The sequence below is a fragment of the Cyanobium sp. NIVA-CYA 375 genome (assembly GCF_056108345.1).
The window spans coordinates 1-17,100 of the sequence record NZ_JBSYHW010000055.1 but is presented as its reverse complement, the minus strand read 5'-3'; the positions used below and the strand labels follow the sequence as shown (position 1 = coordinate 17,100).

The window sequence follows — 17,100 nt, the reverse complement described above, 5'->3', positions numbered from 1 at the left end:
CCGCGTCAGAATCAAGCGAGTTATTGCGCTTACTATTTGACCTTGACATTACGCGCGAAAGGATTATGCCGTCCCTCTCGAACGCAGCATCCGCCCACCAGTACCGCAAGCATCTATTCTCAGGGTCGCGCAAGGACACTGACTGATTTATCGCGGGCATTTCGATACCTGCGTATGCCTATCAGTTATGCCTGGGCTAATTTCATTGTCGCCACCAATGTGCCTTGGTCTTTGCATGTAATAGCTGGCAACAGATGGTGTAGACCCATAAAACCATGGCCACCCGCACCCCCAAGACCGGCACCGACAAAACCAGCACAAGCAAACCGCGGCGCACCCCAAGAGGCAGCAGCGCACCAGCTGCCGCTCCCCCGCTGCCGGGCATCAGTGCGGCCGAGCGAAAGAAGCTGGCCCAGGAGGAAGCCCGCTGGCGGGCCGAGAGCGACCTGCGCACCCTGCGGCAGGCCGAGGAGATCCGCCGTGATCCCGGCCGGCTCAAGCGGGCCGCCACCATGGCCGCCGAGGAGATGAAGGCCCTGCAGGCCGTGCGCGCCATCAGGCGCGGGCGGTGAGGCTCGCTCACAACCAGTGGCGGTAGCTGCTGCGTTGCCGCCGTGCCCGGGCTTTGGAGCGAGCAGTGCCGAACTGAGGGCTGCTGTCATCGCGGCGCCGCCGCACCCAGACACCGCGGCGAATCAGCCGGCTGTCCTGGGCATTGGCGCGGCGGGCGGCCACGATCACCCCATAGCCCCTCTTGTGTCGGCGCTGGGCACGGGAGCGGGCCTGGGATGCGCTGCCGGCCGGCACCACCGTTGCGGTCGATCGGTTGCGCCAGAACACCAGATACCAGGCCATCGCTCCCTCCCGGCTGGCTGATCAGCGCCGCGGTGCAGCCGCCCTGGGCGTGGTGCCCTTGACGGCCTCCAGATAGAGCTCAGCGGTGCTCAGGGTCTGCAGGTTCACGGCTCCCCCGTGCTCGTGACCGGTCTCCGGCACAGCAGCGGAATAGAGGCCACTGCGCTGCTGGAACAGGAAGCTGTACACCGGGTGGCGGCGCAGCTCCTCAATGTAGTCGCAATCGCTGAGAGCCACGCCATCGGCGGTGAGGGGCTGGCCCTTGCCGTCCACCGGCACCAGCCGCTCGCGGCCATCCACCTCCGCCAGCTGAAAGTGACCGCCGCAGAGCGTCACGAAGGTGTCAAAGAAGGTGCCCCGCTCATCGCCACCGACGCGGCCCTCAGCCTCGGAGAACAGGCGCTCCATCAAGCGCTCCTTACGCAGGTTCTGCACCTGGGAGCGGGCCTCGTCCCGTTCCTTTTCGACGCTGCGCACGCGGCGCAGGTTGGCCTCATTGAGCTGGCGCTCGCGCTCGCCCACCTGGCGCTCGAACTCCTCGCGCTTGCGCTCGGCGTCCTGCAGCCGGGCGTACTCGTCCGGGTTGATCTCCGAGAAGCGCGACAGCTGGGCACGGGCCTTGCGCAGCTCCTTCTCCAGCTGGTTGCTGCGGCGCCGTTCAGCCCGCAGGGGATCAGCACTGCTGGAAGCAGCGGCAGGGGGGTCGTCGTTGTCGCTGCCGCCGGGGCCGCTGCTGGAATCGGGAGGGGCAGCGGGATCGAGGTTGTCGTCGCTGCTCCCCAGATCGATGCCGCCAAGGTCGTCCTCGTCGGGGTCGAGGGGATCAGGGTCAGCGCCAGCTAGGGCGCTGGAGCCAGCTGGCCCCTGGTTGGGTTGCTGCTGGAGCTGGCTGTGCTGCTGCCAGGGGGCAGCAGGGGCCAGGGGCGCTGGAGCGCTACCGCTGCTCGAGCGGCTGGACTGAGAGAAGATAGAGGAGGGCATCACCCATCACGGCTGTGGTGCTGCAAGCGCCCCGTCCGGGCTGAGCTCGCATCTCCTATTGCCATTAAGGGAGTCCAGCCGGGGGGGCTCCCCCGGGGGCCCTGCTGTTCTGCTGGTCGCGACCGCCTGTAGAAGCCTCACCAGAGCCACCGGATCTGGCAGACCACCGATTCACCGGGAACGGGACCAACGACCGGGCTGTCATGGGTTCAGCCCCCTGGCACCTCGGCACCGTGGCGGTGCTCTGAACCGCCAGGGGGCTCCGGCCCCTTGTCCCGGTGGGCCTGCGGGCCCCCGGGGCTTTTCACTGCTGGTTGGCGCTGATCACTGTTTGATCACAGCCCGGCAGATGCGCTGGGCTGCCTCCCGCCCGCCGAACAGATTCCGGGCAGCGGGGCCGATCTGCAGGGCACAGAGAGCACCCATCACGTGCACGGCGCTGCCTGGCCAGCGCAGGTCGGAGTCCAGCACGGGCCAGTCGTTGACCAAGTCGATCGGACGCTGCTCCTGTACCTGTCGCAACAGTGGGTGCTGGCTGACGCCCTGGCGGTCCCCTGTGGCGAGCCAGATCCGATCGACATCAAGTCCATGGCCATCCGTGCAGCGCACAGACCAGTGGTCCGGGCACCATCGGGCGGAACGCACCTCGCAGTGTTCGTGGAGCTGCAGCGCCCCTGCGCGCTGGGCCAGCCTCAGCTGGGCGGCCGTCTCCGGCGTGATGGAGCCTCCGTCGCGGGCCTCCAGCACCTGCCGCTGACGCCGCCGCATGCAGGGTTCGGCATGAAAGGCCTTGAGGTATTTGGGCCCAAGCCAGCCCGGATCGGCATCGAAGGGTTTGTGCTTCAGGGTCCGCCGACAGAGCAGATGCACCAGCGCACCCCGCCGGAGCGCGCCCAGGGCCAGATGGGCGCTGGTGAGCCCGCCGCCCACGATCAGGATCCGTTGGCCCTGCAGTGAGTACAGCGACGGGAGATGGATCCTGTCGCTGTGCAGCAGCGCGTCTAGCGGAGGGTCGCCTGCGATCTCCCCGACCCAGGCGGGCATCTGAGGTGTGCCGCTCCCCGTGGCAATCACCAACCGGCAGGCGGCCACGGTGGTGGCATTGCTGAGTGCCAGCTCCATCGAGCCGCCTCCCACCTTGGGAAGCCGGATGCGCTCCACGCTCGCGGCCCGTACGCCCTCAGTCAGCTGGTATTCGCTGATGACCTGGCGGCAGAAGTCCCCGAACAGATCGGTGTGGGGGAGGCCATAGGGGCCCTCCAGCTGACGGCTGCGCTGCCGGGACTGCGCAAACTGCCGCAGGGCATGGGCGTTCGGATGGGGGTGATGGGGTGAGGGGGAGCGCAGCCAGGGAATCTCGTACTGGTCCATCTGCCGCTGCCAGCGGCTCAGCCAGCGGCCGCTGGGGTCAACGATCCGCAGGCGTCGCTGCAGCCTCGGTCGTTTCTGGAGCAGGAGACAACTGAGGGTGAGAGCCTGGGGCCCGGCCCCGACAATCACGATGTCAGCCATGGGCCAACGGCTCGCTCTGCTGGCAGGAACGGCAGAGGCCGTGAATCTCGAAGGTGTGAAACAGCGGCTTGAATCCCTGCAGCAAGACCTTCGTCAGGCCGAGACCACCCGTTGCCACCGGGCAGATTGGCAACGGTTCGCTGTGGCCGCAGCTCACGCAGGTGAGGTGATGGTCATCGCGCTCCAGCGGGGCATAGACGCTCTCCCCATTGGTCAACTTGCGGCAGCGCACCAGACCAGAGCGTTGGAGGAGTCGCAGGTTCCGGTACACGGTGGCCAGGCCATGCCGCTGCGACGCCTGCTTGAGCCGTTCATGCAGCTCCTGGCCGCTGAGCTCGGCATCCGCCGCCTGGAGCACGGCCAGCAGGGCCCGCTGCCGGGGCCCCAGGGGCATGTCGCTGGGATCGGTGGGATGGGCGTGTGGAGCCATGGGCGGACCGCCAGGTGCGCAACCTCCTAAAACGAGAACCATTCTCAGCATACGGGGCTTCGGCTCCCCTCCGGCCATGGCCTTCTCCAGCCCTGTTCCCGCCACCGAGCGCCTGCCGGTGACCGTGCTCACCGGTTACCTCGGTGCCGGCAAGACCACATTGCTCAACCGGATCCTCACCCATGAGCACGGCCTCAAGGTGGCGGTCATCGTGAATGAATTCGGGGAGGTGGGCATCGATAACCAGCTGGTGGTGGATGCCGATGAGGAGATCTTCGAGATGAACAACGGCTGCATCTGCTGCACCGTGCGCGGCGATCTCATCCGCATCATCGGCAACCTGATGAAGCGGCGCGATCGCTTCGATCACCTGGTGATTGAAACCACCGGCCTGGCCGATCCGGCGCCGGTCATCCAGACGTTCTTCGTCGATGAAGACCTGCGCGATGAGCTGCGCCTCGATGCCGTGGTCACCCTGGTGGACCTCAAACACGTGGAGCAGCACTGGGATACAGAAGAGGTGCAGGAGCAGCTGGCCTTTGCCGATGTGCTGGTGCTCAACAAAAGTGATCTCGTGAGCGACGCTGAGCGTGACGCCATCGAGCGGCGGGTGCGTGCCATCAACCCCGTGGCTCGCCTGCTCACCAGCCACAACGCGGATGTGCCGATGCAGGAGCTGCTGGGGGTGGAAGCCTTCGAGCTGGAGCGGGCCCTGAGCCTCGATCCGGGCTTTTTGGTGGACGAGCACGCCCATGAGCACGACGATGCCGTGGGCTCGGTGGCCTTAGTGGAAGAACGGCCGATGGACCTTGAGAAGCTGGGGCGCTGGCTGTCGGATCTGGTAGCCGAGCGCGGCCCGGATCTGTTCCGGATGAAGGGCATCATCCAGCTCCAGGGAGAAGCGCGTCGCTACGTGTTCCAGTCAGTGCACATGCTGCTGGATGGCGATTTCGATCGCCCCTGGAAGCCCGCGGAGCTGCGCCGCACCGAGTTGGTGATCATCGGCCGTGATCTCGATGCCGAGGCCCTGCGAGCCGGCTTCCTGGCCTGTGTGGCCTGAGCTGTCGGTGGCACCCCCGGCCCCACTGGTGAGCGAACGGCTCTGCGGTGATCTGCAGCAGCCGATCTCGGCCCTGGCCTGGTCGGCCGACGGAGAGTTTCTGACGATCGCCAGCGCCGGTGGTGAATTGCTTCTGCTCGATTTCCTCGCCGGCTGTGAGGAACTCCTGCGCGGCGACCGCGACAGCAGCCTCGATGTGGTGGGCTTCAGCAGCGATGGCCAGTTCCTGATGGCCGCTGGCCAGGACGGCGAGCTGCTGCTCTGGGAGCTGGGCGGCACCGGGGTGCGCCCGCTGGCCATGGATCCCATCCCGTTGGGCGGCGGCTGGATTGATGCGGCGGCCTGGCAGCCGGGTGGCCTGCTCCTGGCGGTGGCTGCCGGGCGTGAGCTGCGGCTCTGGGACGGGGCCAGCCGCCAGTGGCGCCAGCCACCGCTGGAGTTGCCCGGCACCATTCAGGCCCTCGCCTGGAGCGCTGATGGCGTTCAGCTGGCCGCCAGCTGCCACGGTGAACTGGTGCTGTGGCAGCCATGCCTGAGCACGCCGGCCGATCCGCCGCTGCGCAACCCGATCGCCTCGGCCGGCCTGGCCCTGGCCTTTTCAGGGCCGGGCCACCATCTGGCCTGCGGCATGCTGGATCGCTCCCTGCTGGTGTGGCCCCAGGGCTGCCACGGCCAGCCCTGGCAATTCAGCGGTTTCCCCGCCAAGGTGCGCCAGCTGGCCTGGAGTGAGCAGCCCGGCCGCCTGGCCCCGCTGCTGGCCAGCGCCGCCGCAGAGGCCGTGATCCTGTGGACACAGGTAAAGCAGGGTCCCAAGGCCTGGCAGCCCGAACCGTTGCTGTGGCACGAAAAACGCGTCAATGCACTGGCCTTTGCACCCGGCAGCACCCTGCTGGCCAGTGCCTCCAGCGACGGCAGCGTGGCGCTCTGGGATGGTCGAGGCCGGATGCTGCAGCCGCTTGAGGGCCAGGGCAGCGCTTTCAATGCCCTGGCCTGGCGTCCGGATGGCCGCCACCTGGCGGCCGGTGATGCCAACGGGCGTTGGTGGCTGTGGCCGGTGAAGGTTCCGCCGCGCGAGCGGCAGAACCAGCGCGCAGGGGCCGGCTTCAAGGCTTAGCTATAGAATGAGAATCATTCTCGCTAGGAAGCTTCGGATGCGATTGCCTGCCGGGCTCCAAGCCCTGTTGAAGCGGACCGGGGGGCTGATCGGGGTCCTGCTGTTGGCCGCCTGCGGTGCACCCCGCCCGGAGCCCCCTGATACCACGGCGGGCAAGGCCTTCAAGGTGGTCACCACCTTCCTGCCGATCACCCTGTTCACCCGCGCCGTGGCGGGCGACTGCGCCACGGTCACCGCCCTGATTCCGCCGAGCACAGGTCCCCACGACTTCCAGGCCAAGCCAGGAGATCTGGCGGCGCTGCGCCAGGCCCGCGTGCTCGTCAAAAACGGGCTGGAGATGGAGGGCTTTCTGGACAAGCTGGTGGCCTCGGCTGGCAACAGCAAGCTGGCTGTGATTGATTCCAGCCGCGGCATCACCACCATCGACTCGCCAGAAGAAGAAGCGGAACACGGCCATGAGCATGGAGAGGACGAGGTCCATGGACATGCCCATGGGGCGGTGAACCCCCACATCTGGCTGGATCCACTGCGGGCCGTGCAGCAGGTGGAAACCATCCGCGACGGGCTGATCAAGGCTGACCCCAGCTGCGCTGAGGGTTACAAGCGCAATGCAGCCGCGTACATCACCCAGCTGCGGCAACTGAACAGCGAGATCGCAGGCAAGCTCAAGCCCTACAGCGGCAAAACCTTCATCGCCTTCCACGATTTCGCCCCATACTTCGCTGATCGCTATGGCCTCAAGGCCGAGTTCCTGGTGGATGTGCCGGAACTGAACCCCAACCCGGCCGATCTGCAGCGGGTGGCGGCTGAGGTGAGGACAACCCAGCTCAAGGCGCTGCTGAGCGAACCGCAGGAAGGCCAGCGCTCGTTCAACACCCTGGCGAAGGATCTTGGGGTCAAGATCAGTGTGTTTGACCCACTAGAGACCGGCAGTTTGGAATCCTCCAAGGACCCTGGAACCTATCTCCAAATCATGCGGCGCAACACAGCCGATCTGATCCAGGCCTTTGGAGGTTGAGAGCTGATGGGATCGCCTCCGATGGCGCAGGTGCAGAACCTGAGCGTTCTGCGCGACGGCCTGCTGGCGGTTGATGGGGTCAGCTTCTCCCTGGCCCCAGAGACCGACACCGCCCTGGTGGGGCCCAACGGCGCAGGCAAGAGCACCCTGGTGGCGGCTTTGCTGGGGCTGTTGCCCAGGTCGGGCGGTTCGGTCCGGATCCTGGGCCAGGAACTCGGTCCTGCCGGAGAGCTTCCACGCTCGGTTCGTTCCCAGATCGCCTACCTGCCCCAGACCCTGGCCTTGCAGGGCCGTTTCCCCCTGTCAGTGAATGAGTTTGTTGGGTTTGGCTTTGATCTGCCGGGCCTGAACCTGGCCTGGCTGGCTGGTGGCAGCCGCGGCCGCCGTCAGGCGATCCAGCAGGCCCTGCAGCGCACGGGCTGCGCCGATCTTGGCGATCGCCTCCTGAGTGAACTCTCCGGTGGCCAGCTCAAGCGGGTGCTGCTGGCGTTCTGTGTGGTGCGTCCCCGGCGTTTGCTGGTGCTGGATGAGGCCCAGGCAGGCCTGGATGTGCCGTCGACCGAGCAGTTCCATCAGCTGCTGCTGGAGCTGCGCCGCCAGGAGGGCTGGACCGTGCTGCAGGTGTCCCACGATCTGGAGATGGTGCGGCGCAGCTGCGATCAGGTGCTCTGCCTCAACCGCCGTCTGCGCTGCAGCGGCAGCCCTGATCACGCCCTCAGCCCCGACCGCTTGCTGGAGCTCTACGGGCCCAACGTGGTGCCCTACCGGCATCAGCACAACCACGCCGGTGCTCAGCGCCCATGACGGACCTGACAGCCATCCGGTCCGTTCTGGCCGAGCCGTTCATGCAGCGGGCCCTGCTCGGTGGCCTGCTCACCGGCGCCCTGGGCGGGCTGCTGGGCAGTTTCGCGGTGTTGCGCCAGCTCTCGTTCTTCAGTGATGCCCTGGGCCATTCCGCTCTGCTGGGCATCAGCCTGGGCATCCTGCTGGGGATCAATCCCACCCTGGTGCTGATCCCTTTCGCGGTGCTGTTCGCCCTGCTGGTGAATCAGCTGGTGGCCCGCAGCGGTCTGCCGGCGGACGCCCTGCTCAACATCGTCTATTCCACCTCTCTCGCTTTTGCGGTGGTGGCCCTGAGCCTGGTGGAGACCTACCGCGGCGGCATCCAGCAGCTGCTGTTCGGCGACATCCTCGGCATCAGCTGGAGCGATCTGACCGTGATCGCTGTGCTGTTGCTCGGCGCCTTGATCTATCTCGCCCTCAGCCTGCGCGCCCAGGTGCTGCTGACGCTCAACAGCGACCTGGCCGGAGCCTTCGGTGTGGGAGCCAGCCGACACCGCCTGGCTTTCATCGTGCTGCTGGCGGTGGTGGTGGCGGTGTCGATCAAGGCGGTGGGGGTGCTGCTGATCAGCGCCTTCGTGGTGATTCCGGCCTGCGGGGGGCGGTTGGTGAGTCGCCACTTCCCGCTCTATGCCCTCATCTCCGCCTGCCTCGGCGGTGGCTGTGCCCTGCTGGGCCTGTTGGGTTCAGGCCTCACCAACTTGCCCTCCGGGCCCTGCGTGGTGATCGTGCAATTTACGGGCTTCCTGTTGGCGCTGGTGATCAGCCAAACGACGCGTCGCTCTCCACTAACTGCCGGGCCAGCAGGGCTCCAAATTCCTGGTGGAGACCAAGACGTCCTGGAATCACGCTGAGCTGATCAGCCGCCTCCCATGCCAGGGCCTCCATCTCTTTTTTGGAGCGTGGTGGAGACTCAGAAGCCACCACCACCTGCAGCGGACATTGGAGCAGGCGCGCCTGCTGCAACCACCAGCCCTGCTCGGTTGAAGGATCCAGGCTGCCGCTCACGAACGCCACACTGGCGAAGCGTGCCCCGGGGCGCCTGGCCAGCAGCTGCTGTTCGCGGATCCGCGCCGGTGTGAGCAGGGCGGGGGCGACCCAGACATGACGCCGCAGCATCAGCCCAAGCACCGCCCGGCTGGTGTTGAGTTGGTAGAGCGCCGGGCCAATCCATGGGGCTGCCACAAGACGCCGCAGCCAGCCGAACCGCTGCGACGGCCAGCCGGTCATTGTTGGTAGAGGGCCGCGCCAGGTCGGTGCCACCAGCACGAGCTCCTGCCACAGCCCGGACCATTCGCTCGCCAGCCCCAGGGCCACCGAGGCACTGTGGCCGGCGGCGATCACGGTAGGGCGCTGCCGGGTGGTGGTGCGCAGGTAGGAAAGCACCGCCCGCAGCGCCGAGCGCAGTAGGGCGGCGTCGTAGGGCATCGCAGGGCGGTCGCTGTCACCGAAACCGGGCCAGTCGAAGCTCACCTGCTGGCGCTGATCAGCCACCGCCTCGGCCAACGGTTTCCATTCCCCCCGGCTCGACACGGTGCTTAGCGCCGGCAGCAGCAGCCAAAGGGGGGCCGCCGCCGGCCCCCGGCGCTCCAGCACCAGGCGCAGCTGTCTCCCGGCCAGGTCCACCTGCAGGGTCTCAATCGTTCCCCCCAGCTGCGGGGTCATGCAAACCCCCGCGCCCGTTGCTGAGGCCTGCTGCCGGCGACGAGGAAGTCGAGGCGATCGCTGCCGGGGTCGTAAATGGTGTAGTGGATGCCGGTCCCGATGCCGATCACCTGGCGCTGGGGAACGCTCTGCTGCTGGTGCCGTTCGCCCTCCAGATCCCGCACCTGGGATTCAATTCCACCGCCGCTGAGCTCGAGGCGGAACTGCTGGCCGCTGCGGGCGGTGAACAACCGGTTCACCTCCATACGGGTGAGGCGATCCAGCAGCAGCAGCGGTGAGCTGTCTGGACCCAGGTTGTCGCCCACATCGGCAGAGCTGCCATGCAGCAGGGCGCAATCCAGTTCGATGAAGCCGAACTGCAGGGCTGCTAGCCAGGCCAGATGTCCTGGATCAACGGCCTGCTCCAGCGCCTCCACGGCGGCCTGGCCGAACTGCTGACGCAGAGGGTCAGCCCGCCGCTCACCGCGATAGCCGCGTTCGGCGAGCAACTGCTCTTCCCACCAGCCGTAGATGCACTGAGGCGCCAGCTCTCCGCGGCGGGGATCCTGTAGCCGAGCCAGCAGAGCATTAGCGTCCCTATCGGGACCAATCAGATCACCCAACACAAACAGGGTGTCGACTCGGCCCAGCTGGCGCAGATCCCGTTGAATCGCCTCGTAGAGCGCAAGGTCGCCCTGCAACCCACTCACCAGTGCCCAGCGTGCCATCAGCGCTCACACACGTGGCTGGCGTCATCGGCCCGCTCGGCGTACTCAAAGCCATGGCGCAGACGCCAGGCGAACACCGGCGGCAGTCCAACCTCAACAATCGCCCTGCAGGTGCGCTCCACGTCGTAAGGCACTTCGCGGATCTCGACGTTGCCGGTGGCCTCGTCGTGAATCACATAGGTGGCGTGGGTGTTGCCATGGCGCGGCTCACCCACAGAGCCGGCGTTGACGATGCGGCGCACGGGCAAGGCCATCTCCCGCTCGGCTGGTGACTGCGGATCCGTCGGCGCCTGCACGCGCACACGGATGACGCCATCCCGCAGCTCACGAACGTAGGGGCGGTGGGTATGGCCGCAGAACAGGGTGTCGGCATCGGCCGTCTGCACCCGCTCCAGAGCGGCAAAGGCATCCATGTCGGGCAGCAGGTATTCGTGCTGACTGTTGGGACTGCCATGCACAAACAGCAGCCGATCGCGTCGCAAGGACATCGGCAGGCTGGCGAGGAAGGCCTTGTTCTCCTCGCTCAGCTGCTCGGCAGTCCATTGATGGGCCTGATGACCGCGCCGTTCCGCCAGCTGAGAGGGGTAGCTGCACTCACAGGAGTTGAGCCCCTCGATGATGTCCTCATCCCAGCAGCCCTGGCAGCTGGGATGGCACGCTCGCGAACCAGATTCACCACCTCATTGGGCTGGGGGCCATAACCCACCAGATCCCCCAGGCAGGTAATGGTGGTGATGCCCCGCTGGTCGATGTCGGCGAGCACGGCCTCCAGGGCAGCGAGGTTGGCGTGCAGGCAGGAGATCACGGCATGGGTCATGTCGATCAGGCGGCAGGGGATGGATGGGGCGGGGCCTTCCGTTGGCGCAGGGGTGCCTGCTGCAGCTCCAGCACCGCATCGCTGAGCAGGCAGTCGGCGAGGGTGGCCTCGATGGCGGCGGGATCGAGATCCTTGCCCTGCACGACCAGGCGCGACAGGCGCTCCGGGCGACCGTCGGGCGGTGCGATCGTCTGCAAGGGGAGGAACTGCGAGCCCTCGCGGCTCACCATCCAGTTGCAAAAGAAGGCCCGGCCATCGGGCAGGTTCATCAGGGCCTTGGCGCGGTAGACATCGCCGTAAGCACCGTTCACCAGTTCGAACCAAAAGCTGCTCAGGCTGGCGGGATCCCAGACGGAGCCGTTGAGGTTCAGGCTCCAGGCCTGCAGATGGCTGAAGTCCAGCGTGTCGTGCCGGGGCAGCTCAGGGTCTCGGCCGAAGTGCAGATGGACATCGGGAGTGAGGTGCAGGGCTTCCAGCTGCGGCAAAATCCGCCGATCCATCCCTGCCAGTCCGGTCTGCGCAGGTGGATGAAATTGGGGCAGTTCGATCAGCGCGAGCAGGCCGGCGGGATGGGGAGCCAGGGCCAGATCCGGATCGCCCAGATCCAGCAGCTCCGGGCACTGGTCCTGCAGGTAGGCCAGATCAATCCCGCCGTCTCTGGCCTGGGCGAGACCCTCGTCGGGATAGCCCGAAAGGCGCAGATAGCCAGATGGGCCCGAATGGCTCTGGATCTGGCTCAGGATCCAGCTGGTTTTGCCGCACCCTGGAGGCCCTGAGAGCAGGAGGGTCTGGCTCATGGCGCCACGACGCAGGCCTCGAGCTGGGCCCTTAGCACTGCCTGGTCAAGGTCTTTGCCGATCGCCACCACCTTGGTGTGGCGCTCTGAGCCCTCAGGCCAGTCGGAATCGTCGATCGTGAAGCGCTTGCCGCAGAGGTGAAACAGATGGCGGCGGTTGCTCTCGCGAAACCAGAGCACCCCTTTGGCGCGGAACACGGATTCGGGCAACTGGTTATCGAGGAAGTGCTGGAAGCGGCGAAGATCGAAGGGCGCATGCACCGCCAGGCTCACGGAACTGAAGCCTTCCAGCTCCGGGGTATGGGCATGGTCGTGATGCTCATGGTCGTGCTCGTGGTGATGGTGGTGATGCCCATCGCCATGGCTGTGGTGGCTGTTCTGGTGGTCATGACTGGGATGACCGGTTGCATGCCGAGGGAGCTGATCCTTGTGGTGAATCAGCGCTTCGTCCCTGGCCTCTTCCTGGGCCTGCAGTGCAGCCAGCCGGTCGCTTTCAAACAAGCCCACGCTCAGTAGCAGACCCAGCGGTACTTCCCCGCGGCAGGCCCGCAGGATGCGGGCGTCTGTTTTGATCGCCCGCAGTTCCACTTCCACCTCGGCAAGGCGCTGCTCATCCACCAGGTCGGCCTTGTTGAGCAGCAGGATGTCGCCGTACACCACCTGGGCGCGGGCGATCGGGCTCTCCAGTGCGGTGGCGCTGAAGTGCTCGGCGTCGATCAGGGTGATGATCGAATCCAACCGCAGCCGGTCGCGCAGGTCGCCAGCCATGAAGGTCAGCGCCACCGGCAGGGGGTCAGCCAGTCCGGTGGTTTCCACCACGATCAGATCGATCGGCTCCGGGCGCTCCAGCACGCGATGCACGGCGTCCTGCAGTTCCCCGTTGATCGAGCAGCAAATGCAGCCGTTGCTGAGCTCCACCATCGAATCGCTGGTGGCCACCACCAGCTCGTGGTCGATGCCGACTTCCCCGAATTCGTTGACCAGCACGGCGCTGCGCAGGCCCTGCTGGTTGCAGAGGATGTGGTTGAGCAGGGTGGTCTTGCCGGCGCCGAGGAAGCCGGTGAGCAGCGTGACGGGGACCTGGATGGCCCGCTGATCCATGGACCACCATCGGCGAGAACGGTTCTCATTCTGCCCGATCGGTGCAGGTCACGTAACCGGAGCAGCCCCCCTTGCTGAGGCAGAGTGTGTGCATGTGCACAACTCGTATCCATGTCCGCGCCTGAGCGCCACTGCACCTCCAGCCGGGAAGGCAAGGTCATGCTCTCCTGCTGGATTTCCGAGGAGCTGCGCCAGGAGCTTGATCGGGCATGGGCCGAGCAGGGCCTCAGGCCCCATGGCCGCACGCAGAAAGGCATGGAAAAGATGATTAGATACTTTCTTGCTAAGCAGTCCGTAGACCAGTCGGCCGTACCACCGGATTCCATCGATACGTCTGGGAGGCACTGATCGCCTTGTGGTTGATCGATTCGCCGTTGCTGCTGAACCGCGGCACTTTGAACCGGATCGCCTGCAGAGGTATCTCGAGCACTGGTCCCTGTGCGTCTGATCTCTTCAGCGTGGTTCAACCGAGCGGTTCCACCGCCTCATCCAGCACTGGTGCGGAACGCCTGGCCGGCAGGTAAATCCACTCCCCCGCCGGCAGCGGCGTCGAGGGCATGTAGCCAGGCACCAGCAACTGCATCCCCGGCTGGATGGGCGTGGTGGAGCGGTAGATGGGCAGCAGCAGGGTGGTGCCAGCCGGCAGCGGTTCCTCGCTGGGCCAGCTGCTCAGCTCCGGGTTGAACTGGCGCAGCAGGGAGAGGCTGAGGTTCTGGTCGGCCGCCACGCTGGTCAAGGTCTCACCTTCGCCGGTGACATAGGCCTCGCTCTGCTGCAGCTCCGGGTTGAGGCTGCGCAGCTTGCTTTCGGTGGTGCCATAGCGACCGGCCAGCACCGCCAGGGAGTCGCCCTCGACGGCGATGATCTTCTGGGTGCTTTCCAGCTGGGGGTTGATCCGCCGCAGGGTGGCCACGGTGGTGCCGTAGCGCTCAGCGATCAGGTTCAAGGTGTCGCCATCCCTGAGCACCAGCACGCTGTGGGGCCTGAGCACCAGCTGGATCGCTTCCCCCAGCAGCGGCTGCACCAACAGGCCAATGCCACCGGGCCCGTAGTCCGCCCCGAAGTGCATCACCTGGCAACCGGCGAACTGGGCCCGTCCGCCACTGGGCAGCCCGCCCTCAGGTTGCAGCAGGGCCAGATCCCCCAGCCACATCACCCCCTGGCAGGGGGCTTGCACCGTGCCCAGCAGGGATGCATCCCAGGGCAGTGGCGCCTCCTCGCGGAAGCCGGGTGTGGCCCAGTCCTGTGCGGCCGCCAGCCAGTCGAACGTGTTGCTGGTGCTCACCGGCAGGATCGCCGCGCGGCACAAATAACCGCGCAGCAGCACATCGCCCGGGTCGGTGAGGGAGGTGTCGTTGTAGCCGCTGACGATGCCGCTCTGCTCGAGAAAGCAGTCGATCACGTGCCGGCGGATCGGAATGAGGTTGCGGCTCTCGGGCCGGTCCACCTCGAACAGGCAGAGGCGGGCATTGGCGTAGGGCTGCAGCGCCAGCCACAGGGGCGAGGCCCCAGGGGGCGCAGCAACGGGCTGACCCACCCGGCTGTCGATCACCGGCGACATGGCAGGTGATCCCACCAGTTGCCCCCACAGCGGCGCACCCCGCAGGGGATTGAGGCCCTGGTTCAGCGGTGAGAGGGGCTGCTCCATCGCTCAACCCCGCACCAGCGATCCCCGGAAGGGGTCCGGGTTGCACTGGCGCCAGTTCTGCAGCCTTGGCAGCAGCAGCGCCAGCTGGCCGATGTGTTGGCTGCGCTGTTTCCCCAGCACCACCGCCGGTGAGGGGCCCGCGGGGTTCCACTCGCTCTCGGTTTCCTCCAGCAGCAGCTCGGTGGCGTACTCCACCACCGCCAACTTGCTCAATGGCAGTGGGTTGGGCACCACGCCACCGGCCACGCCCTTGCGCCGGCTGCGCACCGGGCTGTTCACCTCTGCCGGTGTCAGTGCGGCCAGCTGCTCATTCAGCGCCGCAATGGCATCGAGGTGGCCCTGGGCGGTGCAGACCCCTGTGGGGTAGTGGGTCTGCAGCTGGGCCATCTCCCGGTTCAGGGCCGCAAGGGCGGCACTGGTCACCGGGATGGACAGGGCGATGCGCAAGGCCTCGGCATCACCGGGACGCCAGGTGCAGGTGGGTGGGGAGGACTGGGTCATGCCCTCCCTTGCCAGATCAGCTGCCTCTGCCCCCGTTGGGCTCGCCCAGCCCCAGCTGCTGGCGCAGCTCGGCGCCGTCGATCACCCCCCGCTCATGCAGCACCAGCCACTCCTGCACCGAGGGCTGGGGTTTGCGCGGTGGTTGCGGCGGCACCAACGGGCAGATCTCCACGCTGCAGGCCGGAGTGTCGGAGAGCTTTTCGCCGGTGAGGCGGGTCCACTGGCGCAGCAGGGTGCTGAGCATCGAGGCCTTCTGGCCTGCCAGCGACTGGAGCACCGCAAAGCTCTGGCCGGCAGTCAGGGAAATCTCCAGCTCGGTGCGGGCTGGACCGTGGCCGCCGGCGGGGATCAGGGCGTCGCGGCGCATGGCCTCCTCCAGCTGCTGCAGGTAGGCCCGGTGCTCCGCCAGTGACCGGGCTTCTATTTCGACCCACTGGAACGTGGCGCCCTCCGGCAAGTCCATGAAGGAGGAGGTGGAGAGCACCAGACGCTGGGGCCGTTGGCCTTCTGCGCCGCCGGTGGCAGCACCTGAACCGAGAGCGCCGTCGCTGCGGCGGAAGCCGTAGGCATCCACCAGGCCCGTGCGCACGCCAACCGGCAGGGCGGTGCGCGACAAGAGGTCCTCGTATTCGCTGCGGCAGCGGTAGTGGTTGAGGTACTGGTGCGCCAGGCCCAGATGGGGCAGATCGCCCTCGCCAAAGGCAGTGCCATCCACTGAGTACCAGAGGGCCGGCAGATCAAACCGCTGGGGCAGCAGCGACGGCTCGCCCACCGGCACCACGTCGTAGCCATCGGCAGCGCCGGGGTTGGGGTTGGCCTGCCAGCTGCGCAGCACCAGTCCGTCGTCCGTCACCGTGAGGCTGCGGTAGAGCCAGGCCTGCAGGTCAGGCACCAGGCCGCCGTGGGCGTCGATCAGCACCGTGGGCACAGCGGCATTGCCGCTGGCAAAGCGGGGCGGCAGGGCCTGCCGGCGTGGCTCCCGCCAGACGAGCTCCACCGGCCCCGACGCCGGAGCACCGGTAACGCCATCGGTAGGCAGGCGCCAGTTGAGCAGGTCGCCGCGGGGCACCAGCTGCAACCGCGGCAACGAGAGCCGATCGCCCTTGGCGAGGGCCTCCAGCCGGTCCCCTTCTGAGGGCCAGCGGTGCTGGGGCGGCAGCTGCAGAATCAGGCAGCCGCCATCGCGCAGGGTGAGCAGGTCGGCCAGGAACAGGAACACCCCCAGGTCCGTGCCCTGGCCGTCCACATCGGTGGCCACCCGGCTCAGGGAGTCGGGCAGCTCCTGCCAGCTCAGGCGCGACAGCATCCCCGCGTAGGTGCGCAGGGCATCTCGGTAGAAACCACTGGGGCGAGCCGCCTCCAGCCGCTTGATGTAGCAGGTCTCGGGCTCCTCGATGCCGCGAGGGAGATAGGCCGGCCGGTGGCTGGTGCCGTCAGGCAGCTCCAGCAGGGTCCAGCAATCGTAGACCAGCTGTAGGCGATCCCGCAGGCCGCTGAGGGTGGGGTGCTCCAGCCAGGGGGGCTGGGTAGGTGGGTGCGTCTCTGGTGGGGAGAAGCGGCTGCTAGGGGTGGCTGTCCTGCGGCGGCGGGCGGTGGGCATTGGCGGCTGCTTGTGGTCACAGCTCTTGCCAGTGGCAGCAATGGGCGGCAGGAGGGGCTGTGCAGGATCTGCATGGTTTCGGTCAGAGCATCAGGGCACGCAGGTCGACAAAACCGCGAGGCTTAGGTTCTTATGTGGGTCCGCTTAAGAACCAGGAGTAATGAGCGCCCTGACTAGGATTGATTGCAACGCAGCGGACCCAAACTTCTATTCGTAATGACTTCGAGTTCTTATGCGGGCCACGAAAGGCCAGGCCATTTCTTAGCGAGGGTCCGCCCATCACCGCCTGCTAGCCGGACGACGTTCGTCAAGAACGGCGGTGCGGCTCAGCTAGTCATTCGGCGAGGTGGCGGAATCCCAGTGGTCGTGTGAAGGTGATCTGATGCATTTCAACGCACTCCTTGCCGCGGTGACTTTCAGGAAAGTTGTCACTCCTTGGCTGCCATTCAGGCGGC

20 protein-coding genes are annotated in these 17,100 nt (G+C 66.7%); 7 read left to right on the top strand and 13 right to left on the bottom strand.

The window, feature by feature from the left end; translation table 11 throughout:
• Positions 1–275: 275 nt before the first annotated feature.
• Positions 276–572: a hypothetical protein gene (locus AC01FP_RS12685; protein WP_474480686.1), complete on the top strand. Its 297-nt coding sequence runs from the start codon at positions 276–278 to the stop codon at positions 570–572.
• Positions 573–579: 7 nt separating this feature from the next.
• Here AC01FP_RS12685 and AC01FP_RS12680 read toward each other — a convergent pair whose 3' ends face one another.
• The 4 genes from AC01FP_RS12680 to AC01FP_RS12665 all read right to left on the bottom strand — a co-directional run bounded on the left by AC01FP_RS12680 (position 580) and on the right by AC01FP_RS12665 (position 3,778).
• Entirely contained in the window at positions 580–855 is a 276-nt protein-coding gene (locus AC01FP_RS12680) for a hypothetical protein (RefSeq protein ID WP_474480685.1), read from the bottom strand.
• A gap of 21 nt (positions 856–876) precedes the next feature.
• Positions 877–1,836 carry a hypothetical protein gene (locus tag AC01FP_RS12675; protein ID WP_474480684.1) on the bottom strand — a complete coding sequence of 320 codons (960 nt, stop codon included), beginning with the start codon at positions 1,834–1,836 and terminating at the stop codon, positions 877–879.
• A 324-nt stretch (positions 1,837–2,160) separates the two neighbouring features.
• A complete protein-coding gene (locus AC01FP_RS12670) occupies positions 2,161–3,348 on the bottom strand; it encodes an FAD/NAD(P)-binding protein (RefSeq protein ID WP_474480683.1) in 1,188 nt (395 codons plus the stop codon).
• Complete coding sequence (locus AC01FP_RS12665) at positions 3,341–3,778, bottom strand: Fur family transcriptional regulator (RefSeq protein WP_255441574.1); 438 nt, start codon at positions 3,776–3,778, stop codon at positions 3,341–3,343. Before AC01FP_RS12665 ends, AC01FP_RS12670 begins: the two co-directional genes overlap by 8 nt.
• Positions 3,779–3,854: 76 nt before the next feature.
• Between AC01FP_RS12665 and AC01FP_RS12660 the strand changes: the two genes are divergently transcribed.
• The 5 genes from AC01FP_RS12660 to AC01FP_RS12640 all read left to right on the top strand — a co-directional run bounded on the left by AC01FP_RS12660 (position 3,855) and on the right by AC01FP_RS12640 (position 8,664).
• Positions 3,855–4,838, top strand: a complete 984-nt coding sequence (locus AC01FP_RS12660; RefSeq protein ID WP_474480681.1) for a CobW family GTP-binding protein — start codon at positions 3,855–3,857, stop codon at positions 4,836–4,838.
• 7 nt (positions 4,839–4,845) lie between these two features.
• Positions 4,846–5,952, top strand: a complete 1,107-nt coding sequence (locus AC01FP_RS12655) for a WD40 repeat domain-containing protein (RefSeq protein ID WP_474480679.1) — start codon at positions 4,846–4,848, stop codon at positions 5,950–5,952.
• Positions 5,953–6,019: 67 nt separating this feature from the next.
• On the top strand, positions 6,020–6,970 hold the full coding sequence (locus tag AC01FP_RS12650; RefSeq protein ID WP_474480678.1) for a metal ABC transporter solute-binding protein, Zn/Mn family: 951 nt from the start codon (positions 6,020–6,022) through the stop codon (positions 6,968–6,970).
• 21 nt (positions 6,971–6,991) lie between these two features.
• Positions 6,992–7,774, top strand: a complete 783-nt coding sequence (locus tag AC01FP_RS12645; protein WP_474480676.1) for a metal ABC transporter ATP-binding protein — start codon at positions 6,992–6,994, stop codon at positions 7,772–7,774.
• Positions 7,771–8,664 (top strand): metal ABC transporter permease, encoded by an 894-nt coding sequence (locus tag AC01FP_RS12640; protein WP_474480674.1) that lies wholly within the window; start codon positions 7,771–7,773, stop codon positions 8,662–8,664. Before AC01FP_RS12645 ends, AC01FP_RS12640 begins: the two co-directional genes overlap by 4 nt.
• Here the strand turns inward: AC01FP_RS12640 and AC01FP_RS12635 are convergent.
• From AC01FP_RS12635 to AC01FP_RS12610, 6 genes are read right to left on the bottom strand one after another with little or no spacing between them, the layout of a single operon-like run.
• On the bottom strand, positions 8,573–9,475 hold the full coding sequence (locus AC01FP_RS12635; RefSeq protein WP_474480673.1) for an alpha/beta hydrolase: 903 nt from the start codon (positions 9,473–9,475) through the stop codon (positions 8,573–8,575). The genes AC01FP_RS12640 and AC01FP_RS12635 overlap by 92 nt on opposite strands.
• Positions 9,472–10,182, bottom strand: coding sequence for a phosphoesterase (locus AC01FP_RS12630; RefSeq protein WP_474480672.1), 711 nt, complete (start codon positions 10,180–10,182; stop codon positions 9,472–9,474). Before AC01FP_RS12630 ends, AC01FP_RS12635 begins: the two co-directional genes overlap by 4 nt.
• Positions 10,182–10,799: a metallophosphoesterase family protein gene (locus tag AC01FP_RS12625; protein ID WP_474480687.1), complete on the bottom strand. Its 618-nt coding sequence runs from the start codon at positions 10,797–10,799 to the stop codon at positions 10,182–10,184. The genes AC01FP_RS12630 and AC01FP_RS12625 overlap by 1 nt, the downstream gene beginning before the upstream one ends.
• Entirely contained in the window at positions 10,706–10,999 is a 294-nt protein-coding gene (locus tag AC01FP_RS12620; RefSeq protein ID WP_474480670.1) for a metallophosphoesterase family protein, read from the bottom strand. The genes AC01FP_RS12625 and AC01FP_RS12620 overlap by 94 nt, the downstream gene beginning before the upstream one ends.
• A gap of 5 nt (positions 11,000–11,004) precedes the next feature.
• Complete coding sequence (locus AC01FP_RS12615; protein ID WP_474480669.1) at positions 11,005–11,796, bottom strand: GTP-binding protein; 792 nt, start codon at positions 11,794–11,796, stop codon at positions 11,005–11,007.
• Positions 11,793–12,896, bottom strand: a complete 1,104-nt coding sequence (locus tag AC01FP_RS12610; protein WP_474480667.1) for a CobW family GTP-binding protein — start codon at positions 12,894–12,896, stop codon at positions 11,793–11,795. Before AC01FP_RS12610 ends, AC01FP_RS12615 begins: the two co-directional genes overlap by 4 nt.
• Before the next feature lie 111 nt (positions 12,897–13,007).
• Here AC01FP_RS12610 and AC01FP_RS12605 point away from each other — a divergent pair, with 111 nt between their 5' ends.
• Positions 13,008–13,244, top strand: a complete 237-nt coding sequence (locus AC01FP_RS12605; protein ID WP_474480665.1) for a hypothetical protein — start codon at positions 13,008–13,010, stop codon at positions 13,242–13,244.
• A 115-nt stretch (positions 13,245–13,359) separates the two neighbouring features.
• Here the strand turns inward: AC01FP_RS12605 and AC01FP_RS12600 are convergent, their stop codons facing one another.
• From AC01FP_RS12600 to AC01FP_RS12590, 3 genes are read right to left on the bottom strand one after another with little or no spacing between them, the layout of a single operon-like run.
• Positions 13,360–14,544 (bottom strand): LysM peptidoglycan-binding domain-containing protein, encoded by a 1,185-nt coding sequence (locus AC01FP_RS12600; protein ID WP_474480663.1) that lies wholly within the window; start codon positions 14,542–14,544, stop codon positions 13,360–13,362.
• Between the two features lie 3 nt (positions 14,545–14,547).
• The gene (locus tag AC01FP_RS12595; RefSeq protein ID WP_474480662.1) at positions 14,548–15,045 is read right to left on the bottom strand and encodes a hypothetical protein; all 498 of its coding nucleotides are present in this window, start codon (positions 15,043–15,045) and stop codon (positions 14,548–14,550) included.
• Between the two features lie 16 nt (positions 15,046–15,061).
• The gene (locus AC01FP_RS12590; RefSeq protein WP_474480661.1) at positions 15,062–16,645 is read right to left on the bottom strand and encodes a DUF4055 domain-containing protein; all 1,584 of its coding nucleotides are present in this window, start codon (positions 16,643–16,645) and stop codon (positions 15,062–15,064) included.
• Between the last annotated feature and the right edge of the window lie 455 nt (positions 16,646–17,100).